The 15,081-nt window shown below is 52.6% G+C and carries 9 protein-coding genes and 10 pseudogenes; 11 read left to right on the forward strand and 8 right to left on the reverse strand.

The window, feature by feature from the left end; genetic code table 11:
• The first annotated feature begins 345 nt into the window (after positions 1–345).
• From AACL06_RS02585 to nfo, 4 genes and pseudogenes are all read left to right on the forward strand, one after another.
• The gene (locus AACL06_RS02585) at positions 346–507 is read left to right on the forward strand and encodes a hypothetical protein (RefSeq protein ID WP_339037719.1); all 162 of its coding nucleotides are present in this window, start codon (positions 346–348) and stop codon (positions 505–507) included.
• Positions 440–1,341, forward strand: a pseudogene (locus AACL06_RS02590) (IS5 family transposase). Before AACL06_RS02585 ends, AACL06_RS02590 begins: the two are co-directional and overlap by 68 nt.
• A gap of 138 nt (positions 1,342–1,479) precedes the next feature.
• Positions 1,480–2,504: pseudogene (locus tag AACL06_RS02595) on the forward strand (YeiH family putative sulfate export transporter).
• Positions 2,505–2,596: 92 nt separating this feature from the next.
• Positions 2,597–3,436 (forward strand): deoxyribonuclease IV, encoded by an 840-nt coding sequence (gene nfo, locus AACL06_RS02600; protein ID WP_339037720.1) that lies wholly within the window; start codon positions 2,597–2,599, stop codon positions 3,434–3,436.
• 127 nt (positions 3,437–3,563) lie between these two features.
• Here nfo and fruA read toward each other — a convergent pair whose 3' ends face one another.
• From fruA to fruB, 3 genes are read right to left on the reverse strand one after another with little or no spacing between them, the layout of a single operon-like run.
• On the reverse strand, positions 3,564–5,249 hold the full coding sequence (fruA, locus tag AACL06_RS02605) for a PTS fructose transporter subunit IIBC (protein WP_339037721.1): 1,686 nt from the start codon (positions 5,247–5,249) through the stop codon (positions 3,564–3,566).
• Complete coding sequence (fruK, locus tag AACL06_RS02610; RefSeq protein WP_339037723.1) at positions 5,246–6,202, reverse strand: 1-phosphofructokinase; 957 nt, start codon at positions 6,200–6,202, stop codon at positions 5,246–5,248. The genes fruA and fruK overlap by 4 nt, the downstream gene beginning before the upstream one ends.
• Positions 6,199–7,332, reverse strand: a complete 1,134-nt coding sequence (gene fruB, locus AACL06_RS02615; RefSeq protein WP_339037725.1) for a fused PTS fructose transporter subunit IIA/HPr protein — start codon at positions 7,330–7,332, stop codon at positions 6,199–6,201. The genes fruK and fruB overlap by 4 nt, the downstream gene beginning before the upstream one ends.
• A 194-nt stretch (positions 7,333–7,526) precedes the next feature.
• On the opposite strand from fruB, the gene AACL06_RS02620 reads away from it, so the two are divergent.
• The 7 genes and pseudogenes from AACL06_RS02620 to AACL06_RS02650 all read left to right on the forward strand — a co-directional run bounded on the left by AACL06_RS02620 (position 7,527) and on the right by AACL06_RS02650 (position 12,906).
• Positions 7,527–7,688: a hypothetical protein gene (locus tag AACL06_RS02620; RefSeq protein ID WP_339037727.1), complete on the forward strand. Its 162-nt coding sequence runs from the start codon at positions 7,527–7,529 to the stop codon at positions 7,686–7,688.
• Positions 7,621–8,460: pseudogene (locus AACL06_RS02625) on the forward strand (IS5 family transposase). The gene AACL06_RS02620 and the pseudogene AACL06_RS02625 overlap by 68 nt, the downstream one beginning before the upstream one ends.
• A 147-nt stretch (positions 8,461–8,607) precedes the next feature.
• Positions 8,608–9,546, forward strand: a pseudogene (gene pstC, locus AACL06_RS02630) (phosphate ABC transporter permease PstC); the annotation flags it as partial.
• Positions 9,520–10,257 (forward strand): annotated as a pseudogene (gene pstA / locus AACL06_RS02635) (phosphate ABC transporter permease PstA); the annotation flags it as partial. The pseudogenes pstC and pstA, both read left to right, overlap by 27 nt.
• Positions 10,258–10,259: 2 nt before the next feature.
• Positions 10,260–10,677, forward strand: a pseudogene (locus AACL06_RS02640) (phosphate ABC transporter ATP-binding protein); the annotation flags it as partial.
• Between the two features lie 11 nt (positions 10,678–10,688).
• A pseudogene (gene phoU, locus AACL06_RS02645) lies at positions 10,689–11,427 on the forward strand (phosphate signaling complex protein PhoU).
• Between the two features lie 232 nt (positions 11,428–11,659).
• Positions 11,660–12,906, forward strand: a pseudogene (locus AACL06_RS02650) (NCS2 family permease).
• Positions 12,907–13,004: 98 nt separating this feature from the next.
• Here AACL06_RS02650 and AACL06_RS02655 read toward each other — a convergent pair.
• The 5 genes and pseudogenes from AACL06_RS02655 to AACL06_RS10515 form a co-directional block, all read right to left on the reverse strand.
• Positions 13,005–13,804 (reverse strand): annotated as a pseudogene (locus tag AACL06_RS02655) (hypothetical protein); the annotation flags it as partial.
• Positions 13,762–13,890, reverse strand: a complete 129-nt coding sequence (locus tag AACL06_RS02660; protein WP_339037729.1) for a hypothetical protein — start codon at positions 13,888–13,890, stop codon at positions 13,762–13,764. The gene AACL06_RS02660 and the pseudogene AACL06_RS02655, both read right to left, overlap by 43 nt.
• Positions 13,874–14,776 (reverse strand): annotated as a pseudogene (locus AACL06_RS02665) (IS5 family transposase). The gene AACL06_RS02660 and the pseudogene AACL06_RS02665 overlap by 17 nt, the downstream one beginning before the upstream one ends.
• Positions 14,709–14,870, reverse strand: coding sequence for a hypothetical protein (locus tag AACL06_RS02670; protein ID WP_339037731.1), 162 nt, complete (start codon positions 14,868–14,870; stop codon positions 14,709–14,711). Before AACL06_RS02670 ends, AACL06_RS02665 begins: the two are co-directional and overlap by 68 nt.
• Complete coding sequence (locus AACL06_RS10515) at positions 14,864–15,025, reverse strand: hypothetical protein (protein WP_425336926.1); 162 nt, start codon at positions 15,023–15,025, stop codon at positions 14,864–14,866. The genes AACL06_RS02670 and AACL06_RS10515 overlap by 7 nt, the downstream gene beginning before the upstream one ends.
• Positions 15,026–15,081 lie beyond the last annotated feature (56 nt).

A 15,081-nucleotide genomic window follows, 5' to 3' on the forward strand; every position in this document is an offset into this window, starting at 1 on the left:
CATATGTGCTGCGGCGTTAACCTAGGGACAAGGCCTGCATCACGGCCGACAACTGAGCGGTAAGAGAGCTGACAGAACATCCGTTAAGGAGGTTTAGGGTCACCGTGTCGGCGTCGTTATTCCAAGGCATAACCCGGCGTGCAGTAATATAAGGCTGCGGGAATAGCCGCGGTAGCTTCATCGTGATGATGGTTAAGCCAGTAATAAAAGGTGGCCGGGTTGAAATCATGCTGCCGACAAGAGTGCTGTTTAGTTAATCTGCTGTGTTGCTAGGCGTAGAGAGGCTGTTGCCATTCACTGTGAGAATACCGTTCTACTATGCTTCACCTCAGGGTCGTTGCGCCGTTGTTGAATAAATCGAACATTTGGCCGGCACGCGGATCAGATCACTCTCCTTATGTCAAAATAGCGACATTCCGTGGCCCAGCAAAAGTTCAACATCACCAACTGGAAGGCTTACAACAACGCCCTTATCACTCGGGGTTCACTCACTTTATCGGTGGATGAAATGGCACTTCACGCCTGGTACTGCGAGGCAAAACTTTCTCTGCGTGGTCGCCCACCACATTATTCCGATATGGCAATCACCAGCGTATTGATGCTGAAACGGATTTTCGGCCTGACACTTCGCGCCATCCAGGGCTTCATCGACTCCATTGTCACACTGATTAAAGTGGCGTTGAACTGCCCGGACGACACCTGTATCAGTAAGCGGGCGAAGTCCGGCCATGTCCCGTTTAAAACCCCAACGCCGGGTGAAATTGCGCACCTCGTTATCGACTCTAGCGGGCTCAACGTGTTGGGTGAAGGCGAGTGGATGGCAAAAAAACACGGTCAGGAAAAACGGCGGATCTGGCGAAAACTGCATTTGGCCGTAGATACAGAAACACATGAGGTCATCTGTGCTGACCTTTCCTTGAGCAATGTCACCGATACCGAAGCCTTCCCAGGTCTCATCCGCCAGAGGTACCGTAAAATCAAAGTCGCCTCGGCGGATCGGGCTTAGGATACGCGAGTGAGTCATGATGAGTTAAGAGGCAAGAAGCTCAAGGCGTTAATACCGCCAAAAAGCGGAGCCCGTTATTGGTCGGCAGACTATGCAGAGCGAAATTAAGCGGTGGCGAACCAGCGCCTTACCGGAGACAACACACGGTGGAAAAGTATCACAAGCTACCACCGACGTTCGATAGCGGCAACAGCGAGGTACAGAGTAAAACAGCTATTTGGTGGTCACCTGTCGCTGCGAGATTATGATGGGCAAGTTGCAGAGGCGCTGGCCATGATCTATGCATTAAACAAGATGCTGCTCGCCGGTATGCTGAAAGTGTACGCCTTGCCTGAAAGATGCCCATTCAGGGGACTCTTTATTCCAAATCCGATTTATTCAACAACGCCGTTATAGATATTTAATCTATTTTTATTTTACTTAGCGGAAATGTATTTTAGTAAGTAAACAATTTGATATGAGGACTGATTTCCATGGCGACTAATACCCTACATTCCTTGTCAAAACGACGTTCCCCCTTGTCTGGCCTGCTGCTGATCAGCGCACTTAACACGTTGGCCATCTGGGCTAGCAGTATTCCTTGGTTGGCGGGATTCGGGCTGGGTGCGCTGACGCTGGCGATCCTATTCGGTATTCTGGGCGGCAACATATTCTATCCTTGGCTGCAACCTCGTTGACACAGTGGAGTCCAGTTGGTCAAGCAATACCTGCTGCGGTTAGGGATCATTCTTTACGGCTTCCGGATGACCTTTCAGCAGATCGTCGATTTCGCGGCGCTACTGGCATCATTATTGACGCGCTAATGCTGACCACCACCTTTCTATTGGCCTGCTGGCTAAGCAAAAATTCGGTATTGACAGCCAGACCACCATGTTGATCAGGACCGGTAGAAGCATCTGCAGCAGTGCTGGCTAACGAGCCTTTGCTAAAAGCCGACGCCAGTAAAGTGGCTGTGGCAGTGTCTACCGTAGTGGTATTCGGCACGCTGGCAATTTTCGCTTACCAATGGCTGTATCAATTGAATGCACATATGTAGTGGCTATCGTTCACCCAGTAAACCTTCGGCATCTAAACAGGTTCCACCCTTCACGAAGTGGCGCAGGTGGTGGCCACCTGGCTCGCCATCTGGCCGGATGCCGAGAATGCGGCGGTGATCACCAAAATGATCCGCGTGATGATGCTCGCGCCGTTTCTGCTGTTGCTTTTCGGCTATATCCGCCGTGGCAGTGCTGCAAATAAGGCAGACAGATCCGCCATCACTATTCCATGGTTTGCCGTGCTGTTTATCGCCGTTGCTAGGTTGAACTCCTGCCAGTTGATCTCTGTCGCACTGGTGCAGCATTTGATTACAATCGACACGTGGGTGTTGGCGATGGTCATGTCGGCGCTGGGGCTGACCACCCACATCAGCGCAGTAAATCAGGCTGGGATCAAACCGATTTTGCTCGCTACGCTGCTATTTATCTGGCTGCTGGGCGGCGGTGCTGCAATTAACTAACTGGTACAGCATCCGCATTAATCACTCTTTGCGGCCATTCAATCAGGCTGTTATCAATGCCATAATGGCGCCGATAACACAGGAGAATAAAGATGAAGTTTGTCGGTGCACATGTCAGTGCGTCAGGTGGGGTAGATCAAGCGGTTATCCGCGCGCACGAATTAGAGGCGACCGTATTCGCCCTGTTCACTAAAAACCAACGTCAATGGCGGGCCGCTCCGCTGCCTACCAAGGTGATTGAACAGTTCAAAAACGCCTGTGCCCAGTACGGCTATGGTTCTGGGCAGATCCTGCCGCACGACAGCTATCTGATCAACTTGGGTCACCCGGTGACTGAAGCGCTGAAAAAATCGCACGACGCCTTTTTCGATGAAATGCAGCGCTGCCAACAATTGGGGTTGACACTGATCAATTTCCATCCGGGCAGCCACTTATTACAGATCGATGCAGACAAATGTCTGGCACGCACCGCCGAATCAATTAACATCGTGCTGGATAAAACCCAAGGCGTAACGGCGGTGATCGAAAACACTGCCGGCCAAGGCAGCAATTTGGGGTTCAAATTCGAACATCTGGCGGCGATCATCAATGGCGTTGAAGACAAGAGCCAGGTTGGTGTTTGCATCGATACCTGCCACGCTTTTGCCGCCGGTTACGATCTGCGTACCGAAGAGAGCTGCGAACAGACCTTTCAGCAGTTCGGCGACATCGTCGGTTTTAACTATATGCGCGGTATGCATTTGAACGACGCCAAAGGCGGGTTCAACAGCCACGTTGACCACCACTATAGCCTGGGTGCAGGCAACATCGGCAAAACGGTGTTCAGCTACATCATGCGTGATCTACGTTTCGACAATATTCCGTTGATCCTAGAAACAGTGGATCCAGACATCTGGGCGCAAGAAATTGCTTGGCTAAAGGCACAGCAATGAGCCAGGCAGAGGCATATCCTTTGCTTAACGGCGGGCGGTGACAAGTAAGGCTACCAATCTGGTGTCTCCGGTGAAAACCAGACAAAACGCCGCAGCTCATGGCTGCGCGTTTTGGTGATCTCAATGCCTAAGCCACAGTGGTAACTGGCACTTCAGCACGTTTCAGCCAGGCATAAGCTACACCCGCCAACAGTATACCTGCGGCGATGGCTACAAGATACAACAGCACTGGGGTGATGGCACCAGGGATCAGCAGTACAAAAAAACCACCGTGCGGTGCCATCAACTTAGCACCGAACACCATTGACAATCCGCCAGTCAGCGCCCCACCCATGATGCAACAGGGCAATACGCGAATCGGATCGCGGGCGGCGAACGGAATAGCCCCTTCAGAGATAAAGCACAGACCCAGCACCAACGCTGCTTTACCGCCTTCCTGCTCGGACCTGTCGAACTTGCCGCGCGCCAGCAGCGTTGCCAACCCCATCGCCAACGGCGGAACCATGCCGGCGGCCATAACTGCCGCCATAGGCGCATACACCGACGAGCTTAGCAGCGCCACACCGAAGGCGTAAGCGGCCTTGTTTACCGGACCGCCCATGTCAGAACACATCATTGCGCCGAGGATCGTCCCCAGCAGCACGGCATTGGCCGTACCCAGTGACTGTAGCCAATAAGTCAGGACTTCCATGATTTTGGCTACTGGTGTACCGACCACATAAATCATGATCAGGCCGCAAATCACACTGGCCAACAGCGGAATGATCAATATTGGCTTCAGCGCCTCCATATTATGCGGTAGGCGCAGCTTGCTGCTGATCGCTTTGGCGATATAGCCCGCTAGAAAACCAGCAATGATACCACCGAGGAAACCTGCACCGGTACTCACAGCCAACATTCCTCCGATCAAGCCAGGCGTCAGGCCAGGGCGATCAGCGATGGAAAAGGCGATAAAACCAGCCAACACTGGCACCATTAGCGCAAAGGCCGCTCCGCTACCAATTTGCATCAGCGCCGCCGCCAGCGTACCTTTGACTTCAAACGCCTTGATGCCTAACATGAACGATAACGCGATGCACAACCCTCCCGCTACTACCATCGGTAGCATATAAGACACGCCGGTCAGCAGATGGCGGTAAGGGCCATTACCCTCTTTATTTTTAGTTACGCCGCCGCTTTTTTGCGTTTGCGTCTGGAGTACTTCAGCTTCTACTAGCGCTTTATCCAGCTCCTGCACCGTTTTCTTCAGCACCAACCCAGTAGAGGTACGGTACATCGGCTTACCAGCAAACTTGCCAAGATCCACTTCAATATCAGCCGCTACGATCACCAGATCAGCCGCCGCGACTTCTTCCGGCGTGATGACACTGCCAGCACCTACGGAACCGCGAGTTTCTACTTTCACCCCCCAGCCACGCTTCTTCGCCTCGTTTTCAATGGCTTCCGCCGCCATAAAGGTGTGTGCCACGCCAGTCGGACAAGCGGTGATCGCCACAATACGTTTTCGACCAGCAGCCTTTAACGGTGCCACTGAAACGGCGGGTGCCTGGTAAACTTTTGCTGCGGTTTTAGCCTGTTCCAGGAGGGCTTGCGGTTCACCCACGGCCTGTTCAAGTTCACCCACATAAACCAATTTGCCGTTCAGCGCGGCGTCAGCCAACGCAGGTTGCCCCACCACCACCACTAGTTCGGCATCAGCCAGCGATGCAGCCAGCATCAGACCAGTTTTGGCCAAGGCGGCTTCGAGCATGCGTTTCGCCAGGTGGCTGCGCGCCTGCCCTAACGAGCTGTCTATCATCAGCAGCGTTTTCATTCTTCCTCCTTCTTTTGATTGAAAGGTTTGAGATCGACACGCGCCATTACCGCACCCAACTGTGGGCGATTAGTCACGCCAACGTTGCTTTGACTCACTGCCAATGCGGCCACAGCAGTGGCTAGGCGAAAAGTATGTTCGCTGGATTGTCGCATCAGCAGGCCGTAAATCAGGCCACCGACCATCGAATCGCCAGCACCCACGGTACTGACCACCTCACAAGGCGGTGGCTTGGCGATCCAGGCACCGGATGCGTTGACCCACAACGCCCCCTCAGCACCAAGAGAGATAACCACATGAGCAATGCCTTGTTCGCGCAACGCTTGCGCGGCGGCCACCACATCTTCCAATACTGTCAGTGGACGCCCCGCCCAGATCTCTAGCTCACGGCGATTCGGCTTGACCAGCCATGGCGCAGCTTTCAGACCAGCGACTAGCGCCTCGCGGCTGCTGTCGAAAATGATGCATGGACACTGCGCACGCAGGCGGATCATCCAATCGGTAAAAGCATCGGGATCGACACCGGCGGGCAGGCTACCGCTGACCACCACCATATCAAACTGGCCCAGCCAACTCAGGGAGTCATTTACAAAACGCTCCCAGCCCTGTTGCGTTACCTCAAAACCGGAGAAATTGAAATCAGTGACTTCACCATTTTTCTCGGTCAACTTAACGTTGATACGAGTGCGACCCGGGACTACCTGGAAACGATCGGCAATGCCCAAATCGCTAAACAGCAACTGGAAGCCATCTTGGTTGTCTTTACCCAGGAAACCACCAACGGTAACGTCGATACCTAAATCCCTCAGTACTTTGGCAACGTTAATGCCTTTACCGGCGGCATGCAGACCAGCGGTTTTTACCCGATTGACGTCCCCGCGTTCGATCTCCGGGCACAAGCCCATCAGATCGTAAGCTGGGTTTAAGGTAATCGTTGCTACTTTTCTGCTCATGCTATGCCCTCGCCCAGTCCTTCAGTAATTGCTGTGCCGATCGCCTGTAGCGCAGCTTGTGCATCCGCTCCATTGGCGGTAAGACGCAGGTGGTGCCCTTTCTTCACACCTAGCGCCACCACCTTTATTAGGCTACGGCCGTTGGCCGACTTGCCGCTGCCGTCCAAATTGGTGACAGTAATTTCGCTCTTAAACTGCTTGATCACGTTAACCAGTGCGGTGCCTGGCCGGGCATGCAAGCCATGCTCGTTACGGATCACGTACTCGGCGCTCAGCACGGTGCTCTTTCCCGCCACTGTGCTGGTCAGTAAGGACAGCACAGTACCAGCATCAGCGTTCAGTAGTTGTTCAGCTTTATTAGCCAGCAGCAAATCACTGAGGTAATTCAACACCACTATCGATTGCGTGTCGGCCACAGATAGCGTCAGCAGCAGCGCCACTTTCTCGCCGTGTTCATCGAATATCTGCGCCGGGCGGCTAACGGTGGCCGCGCTGAATAGAGCGCCCTCGCTGCTGTCACTCAACCAAATCCCCTGCCCTAAATTCAGTGGATTACGGGTGATCACCTCGCTGACAAACTGTGCGTTGACTGCGCCGATCTTCTGCAAACGTCCTGCATTCAGTGCCTGCAACGTCATCAAGCTGTCGGCGGCGACATCAAGCGTAATCAGGGAAATGTCGAACAGAAATTCAGCCGCCTGTTTCTCCCCTATCAGTAGGCTACGCAGTTCGTCTACCGAAGCGGTTTTCACTAACTGTTGAGCGACGCTGTCATCGCTCAGCACATGGGTCAGTTGACGCAGCAGCGCCAGGTGCTCGTCGGAACGAGCGGCGATACCGATCACAACATAAGCCGTCTGGCCTGACCCCCACTCGATACCATGTGGGAACTGGAACACTTGAACGCCGGTGTTCAACACCAAATCACGGGTGTCAGTGGTGCCGTGCGGTATAGCGATTCCGTTACCCAAATAGGTGGAGATTTGCAACTCGCGTTGCAACATGCCATCCACGTAAGCAGCGCTGACGTAACCGGACTCGGTAAGCGCGGCAGCCACCTGGCGGATAGCACTCTGTTTGTCGGCGGCAGCAACGCCCAAGTGAATGTCTTGTTGTGACAACTGGAACATGACTTTCCTCTCCTGCTGAATTGAATCGTTTCAGTTTTATTGCGAAAAAAAATTGTTATCTGCGAGAATATGGCGGGCAATAACACCGAAACGTTTCAAACAGTGTGTAAGCACTACAAATTAGAAGCAACTTTTCTCTATTTTTTCGCCCTAGATTTTTGAGCTTACGCACACTTTTGCCAAAGAGCCAGGCGTTGTTGAATAAATCGAACTTTTGGCCGGCATGCGGATCAGATCACTCTCCTTCTGTCAAAATAGCGACATTCCGTGGCCCAGCAAAAGTTCAACATCACCAACTGGAAGGCTTACAACAACGCCCTTATCACTCGGGGTTCACTCACTTTATCGGTGGATGAAATGGCACTTCACGCCTGGTACTGCGAGGCAAAACTTTCTCTGCGTGGTCGCCCACCACATTATTCCGATATGGCAATCACCAGCGTATTGATGCTGAAACGGATTTTCGGCCTGACACTTCGCGCCATCCAGGGCTTCATCGACTCCATTGTCACACTGATTAAAGTGGCGTTGAACTGCCCGGACGACACCTGTATCAGTAAGCGGGCGAAGTCCGGCCATGTCCCGTTTAAAACCCCAACGCCGGGTGAAATTGCGCACCTCGTTATCGACTCTACCGGGCTCAACGTGTTGGGTAAAGGGGAGTGGATGGCAAAAAAATACGGTCAGGAAAAACGGCGGATCTGGCGAAAACTGCATTTGGCCGTAGATACAGCAACACATGAGGTCATCTGTGCTGACCTTTCCTTGAGCAAGGTCACCGATACCGAAGCCTTCCCAGGTCTCATCCGTCAGAGGTACCGTAAAATCAAAGTCGCCGCGGCGGATCGGGCTTAGGATACGCGAGTGTGTGATGATGAGTTAAGGGGCAAGAAGCTCAAGGTGTTAATACCGCCGAGAAGCGAGCTCGTTATTGGTCGGCAGTATGCAGAAAGAAATCAAGCGGTGGCGAACCAGCGCGTTACCGGAGACAACACACGGTGGAAAAGTATCACAGGCTACCACCGACGTTCGATAGCGGCAACAGCGAGGTACAGAGTAAAACAGCTATTTGGTGGTCACCTGTCGCTGCGAGATTATGATGGGCAAGTTGCAGAGGCGCTGCATTAAACAAGATGCCGCTCTCCGGTATGCTGAAAGTGTACGCCTTGCCTGAAAGATGCCCATTCACGGGACTCTGTATGCCAAATCCTATTTCCGATTTATTAAACAACGCCGGTTCAAAGAGAGTAATCTACGGCTGAGTACAAGCCGACCATTAAAGCACCAAGTAAAAAGGGTGACGTCATCTTCAGCGTGCTCGTTCGACTGGCGGTGCTGGTCACCTTATTGTTGCTGAGCGGCATTATTGTTTCGCTATTGTTTCGCTGATTTTTGCCTCATTGCCAAGCATGCAGAAATTCGGCTTCGCTTTCCTGTGGAGTAAGTGGGACGCGCCTGCTGAGCAGTTTGGTGCGCTGTTGCCGATCTACGGTACTCTGGTCACCTCGCTGATTGCGCTGATTATTGCAGTGCCAGTGAATTTTGGCATCGCGCTGTTCCTGACCGAACTGGCACCCAACTGGCTGAAACGCCCATTGGGCATCGCCATTGAGCTGCTGGCGGCGATCCCAAGCATCGTATACGGTATGTTGGGCTTGTTGGTGTTCGCCTCGCTGTTTGCCGAGTACTTCCAGATGCCGTTAGGTGCTATCTGACATCCCGTTCGTTGGTGAGCTGTTCTCGGGACCAGCATTTGGCATCGGCATTTTGGCTGCTAGCGTGATATTGGCCATCATGATTATTCCCTACATCGCTGCAGTTATGCGCGATGTATTCGAGCAGACCCCGGTGATGATGAAAGAGTCGGCCTATGGCATTGGCTGTACCACCTGGGAAGTGATTTGGCGCATCGTGCTGCCTTTTACCAAAAACGGCGTGATTGGCGGTGTGATGCTGGGCCTGGGGCGTGCGTTGGGGGAGACCATGGCGGTGACCTTCATCATCGGCAACACCTACCAACTCGATAGTGCCTCGCTGTATATGCCTGGTAACAGTATTATTTCGTCGTTAGCTAACGAATTCGCCGAAGCTGCTGCCGGTGTGCATACCGCCGCGCTGATGGAACTGGGTCTGATTCTGTTTGTGAGTACCTTTATTGTCTTGGCACTGGCGGAAAGCCGCCACAAAATACAGGCTTTACGCCGCCAAAAGAACCGTCTGGCGCTATTGCTGTCGATGGCGACCATGGTGTTTGGCCTGTTCTGTTTGGTGTGGATATTGTTCTCCACCTTCTCCAAGGGCGTCGACGGCATTTCGCTGGCGTTGTTCACCGAAATGACGCCGCCACCAAACGTTGCGGGCGGTGGCTTGGCTAATGCCATCGCTGGCAGTGGCCTGTTGATCCTGTGGGCGACGATATTAGGCATCATGGCTGGCATCTATATTGCGGAATATGGGCGGAAATCCTAGCTGGCGGAAATCATTCGTTTCATCAACGATATCCTGCTGTCTGCGCCATCGATCGTGGTGGGTCTGTTCGTTTATACCGTTATGGTGGTTAAAATGGAACACTTCTCAGGTTGGGCCAGTATTATCGCATTGGCGCTGTTATAGGTGCCGATCGTCATCCGCACCACCGAGAACATGCTGAAGCTGTTACCGGATACATTGCGTGAGGCTGCTTATGCACTGGGTACGCCGAAATGGCGCATGATTTCTGCCATTACGCTAAAAGCCTCTTTCTCCGGCATCATCACCGGTGTATTGCTGGCGATTGCGCGCATTGCCGGGGAAACCGCCCCGTTGCTGTTTACCTCGTTGTCGAACCAGTTCTGTAGTACCGACTTGATGCAGCCGATCGCCAACCTGCCGGTGACTATTTTCAAATTCGCCATGAGTCCGTTCGCTGAATGGCAACAACTGGCCTTGAAAAGCTTTCGCTCGCCGATATGGACGAGCGTGTGCAGTGGGCGCTGAGCAAAGCAGCGCTATGGGACGAAACCAAGGAAAAACTGCATCAGAGCGGTTACAGCTTGTCCGGCGGCCAGCAGGCGCCTGTGCATCTCCCGTGGCATCGCCATCCGGCCAGAGGTCTTATTGCTTGATAAGCCGTGTTCGGCGCTAGACCCGATTTCCACCGGCAAGATTGAAGAGCTGATCAGTGAACTGAAGTCTGACTATACATTGGTAATCATGACCCATAAAATGCAGCAGGCCGCGCTTTGTTCTGATGCCACCGCATTTATTTATCTGGGTGAACTGATCGAATTCAGTGTTACTGATAACCTGTTCACTGCGCCGCAGAAAAAGCAGACTGAAGATTACATCACTGGCCGTTATGGTTGATAGGAAAAATCATGGATAGCCTGAATTTAAATAAACATATTTCCGGCCAGTTCAACGCAGAGCTTGAGCATATCCGCACCCAGGTGCTGATCATGGGCGGGCTGGTGGAACAGCAACTCACCGATAGCATTACCGCCATGCACAATCAGGACGGTGAACTGGCCAAGCGCGTGATCGCGGGCTATGTCAGGGTTAATATGATGGAAGTGGCGATCGACGAAGCCTGCGTACGTATCATTGCTAAACGCCAACCCACCGCCAGTGACCTGCGTCTGGTGATGGTAATTATCAAGACCATTTCTGAGCTGGAGCGCATTGGTCACGTGGCGGATAAAATCTGCCGCACCGCGCTGGAGACGTTCTCGCACCGGCATCAGCCGCTGTTGGTCAGCTTGGAGTAGCTGGGCCAGCACACTGTGAAGATGCTGCATGATGTGCTGGATGCCTTCGCACGCATGGACCTGGATGAGGCGATCCGTATTTATCGTGAAGATAAAAAGGTCGATCAGCAATATGTATGAAAGCATCGTGCGCCAACTGATGACTTACATGATGGAAGATTCGCGCACCATTCAGAGCGTGTTGACTGCGCTGTTCTGCGCCCGTTCGATCGAGCGTATCGTCGACCGCTGCCAGCATATCTGCGAATCTATCTTCTATTTTGTGAAGGGGCAGGATTTTCGTCATATTGGCGGCGATGCACTGGAAAAGCTGCTATGCACTGGCAGCCAAGGCGAGAGAAAAAAGTAATTCTCCCCCAGGTACTATTTTCTAAATCGCGGCCGCATAGGAGGGTGGTGCCGTCGTTCACCCATCATTGGATTTCCTGGAGCAATAAGCTCTCGCGAACCTACCGTCAAACGGTATCATCAAGGATCCCTCCATTAAAGACAGCGAAAAAACCTGTGAGCGGCGTCCAAAGCCTGACTTTTTATTATAGAATAACCGGCGACTGTCCATTCCTCTCTGCGGAATTCTGATCATGACCAAACCAGTAGTATCTGGCCTTGACGCTGAGCAAGGTTTGCTTGGGCGCGTGTTTAAACTCTAGCAGCATGGAGCAACGGCGAGTACAGAAATGATTGCTGGTACAACTACCTTTCTGACCATGGTGTATATCGTGTTCGTGAACCCCCAAATTCTCGGCGCGGCAGGCATGGATACGCAGGCAGTGTTTGTGACAACCTGCCTGATCGCCGCATTTGGCAGTATCTTTATGGGGCTGGTGGCGAATTTGCCGGTGTCGCTGGCACCGGCGATGGGTCTGAATGCCTTCTTCGCCTTCGAGGTAGTCGGGGCGATGGGCATTTCATAGTACGTGGGGATGGGGGCTATTTTCTTGGCTGCCGTTGGTTTGTTGTTGCTGACCTTTTTCCGCGTCCGCTATTGGATGATCGCCAACATCCCGATCAGCCTGCGGGTGGGTATTACCAGTGGAATCGGTTTGTTTATCGGCATGATAGGGCTGAAAAACGCCGGTGTGGTGGTAGCAACCCCGGATACGCTAGTGACCATCGGTAGCCTGACCTCGCAAAGCGTTCTGTTGGGTACGCTCGGTTTCTTTATAATCGCTGTGCTGTCTGCACACAATTTCCATGCGGCGGTGCTGATTTTCATCGTGGTGACTACCCTGATCGTTTGGATGTTGGGCGATGTGAAATACGGCGGTGTATTCTCTATGCCACCGAACATTACCTCAGTGGTGGGCCAAACTGATCTGGCTGGTGTGATCTTTTCCTTTATGCTGGTTAACCTGTTCGATTATTCTGGCACGCTGATCGGCGTGGCCGACAAGGCCGGGTTGACCGACCACAAGGGTAAATGCCCCCGCATGAAGCAGGCGCTGTATGTTGATAGCATAAGTTCGGTGATGGGTTCTCTGACGCTACCGCTTATATCGAAAGTTCGTCGGGGGGCGCTGTTGGTGGACGTACTGGCCTGACCGCGATGGTGACCGGCGTTCTGTTCCTGCTAGTAATATTCCTGTCGCCACTGGCAGGTATGGTGCTAGTCTACGCTGCCGCTTGAGCACTGATTTACGTGGGTGTGCTGATGACCTCCAGCTTGGGACAGGTGAAATGGGATGACCTGACAGAAGCCGTGTCGGCGTTTGTCATCGCAGTGATGATGCAGTTTAGCTTCTCGATCACCGAGGGCATAGCACTTGGCTTTATTTCCTACTGCGTGATGAAGTTAGGCACTGGTCACTGGCGTGAGATCAGCCCATGAGTAAAGGTGGTAGCCCTGCTGTTTGTGCTGAAAATTGTCTGGGTAGATAGACATTATTGATGCGAGTAGGGCTGACAAGTGTCCCCAGCCCTGTTGTCTTATGATCTCGGTTTTGCCTCCGGTGTCTGATTCAATATCCACTGCAACAGTTGTTTGAAACGTGCCTGACGACTGTTGGTAGCATCTTCGGCCAGAGCCAAATGCAGCGTCTGTACTTGATTCCCTTCACTGAACATATTGGCGAAGTATAGCGCCAGTGCCTGACTGCTGAAGTGCTGCAGATCGTAATATACCAGCACTATTCGCTTATGTGCGGCCAACGAATGTTTCACCGTTTGGGTCACGCCTTTGGGGGCAATCAATAGCGCGCCGACGTAAAATTGCGGGTATTTTGCCATCAGATTGGCGGCGTACAACGCTCTCTGTCAACTGCTACTGAAGTAAACCTGCTTCACGTTGAGTTTTAATGCTGGGGCTAATCGCTGAATTACCCGCTGAATAGCACTCTGCTTGCTTTCATCATTGTAGTTAGACCAGCGAAAGCTGTTCTCCGATAGCATTTGCGTTCCGTTGATCTCAATATAAGCCACGCCCATTTCGCCAAACAGCAACTGTTTCTCTGGGCTAATGGTGGCGGCTTTGCAGTAGGTGTGCAGGAAAATAACCGTTGGCCAACCTTCTGGTGGCGGAGTACAGGTAGGCAGGGTGTAGCCTTACCTTCAAACTGATGCGCGTGTTGTAGATAACGAGCCTTGGTGGCTGCCAGGATCGACCTATAGGTGGCGCTGTGCTGGATATTGGTGAAGGAGTCGTCTTCCAACAGATTGTAGTAATACCATAGGCCGCGTTTGGCACTTAGTTGCAGATAGTGTTCCACCAATTCAGTTTGCCCTTTTTCCAGGCGTTGTTGAATAAATCGGATTTGGAATTCGGATTTGGAATAAAGAGTCCCCTGAATGGGCAGCTTTCAGGCAAGGCGTACACTTTCTGGCATACCAGCGAGCGGCATCTTGTTTAATGCACAGATCATGGCCAGCGCCTCTGCAACTTGCCCATCATAATCTCGCAGCGACAGGTGACTACCAAATAGCTGTTTTACTCTGTACCTCGCTGTTGCCGCTATCGAACGTCGGTGGTAGCCTGTGATACTTTTCCACCGTGTGTTGTCTCCGGTAACGCGCTGGTGCACCACCGCTTAATTTCGCTCTGCATAGTCTGCCGACCAATAACGGGCTCCGCTGCTGGGCGGTATTAACGCCTTGAGCTTCTTGCCCCTTAACTCATCATCACACACTCGCGTATCCTAAGCCCGATCTGCCGAGGCGACTTTGATTTTACGGTCCCTCTGACGGATGAGACCTGGGAAGGCTTCTATATCGGTGACATTGCTCAAGGAAAGGTCAGCACAGATGACCTCATGTGTTGCTGTATCTACGGCCAAATGCAGTTTTCGCCAGATCCGCCGTTTTTCCTGACCGTGTTTTTTTGCCATCCACTCGCCTTCACCCAACATGTTGAGCCCGCTAGAGTCGATAACGAGGTGCGCAATTTCACCCAGCGTTGGGGTTTTAAACGGGACATGGCCGGACTTTGCCCGCTTACTGATGCAGGTGTCGTCCGGGCAGTTCAACGGCACTTTGATCAGTGTGACAATGGAGTCGACAAAGCCCTGGAGGGCGCGAAGTGTCAGGCCGAAAATCCGTTTCAGCATCAATACGCTGGTGATTGCCATATCGGAATAATGTGGTGGGCGACCACGCAGAGAAGGTTTTGCCTCGCAGTACCAGGCGTGAAGTGCCGTTTCATCCCCACAGCAAGTGAGTGAATCCCGAGTGATAAGGGCGTTGTTGTAAGCCTTCCAGTTGGTGATGTTGAACTTTTGCTGGGCCACGGAATGTCGCTATGTTGACAGAAGGAGAGTGATCTGATCCTCGTCCCGGACAAATGTTCGATTTATTCAACAACACCGGGTGTAGTCTTGTTGTGCGGTCAAAGTGAGCGCTTGCAAGCCAAACAGGGTGCTGGCCTGGTTGTCCAGGGTACGAGTATGGAGTGTCAGTGCGTCAGCACTCTCCAGCCTGCCATTCTTATTGGCAACGTAGATCATATTGACCCCCATGGCCGCTGCCTTATTACGCAGATGGTTAGTGCCAGCAGTACAACAGTCAAGAGACC

Source organism: Serratia symbiotica (Periphyllus acericola) (assembly GCF_964019515.1).
Lineage (GTDB): Bacteria > Pseudomonadota > Gammaproteobacteria > Enterobacterales > Enterobacteriaceae > Serratia > Serratia symbiotica_D.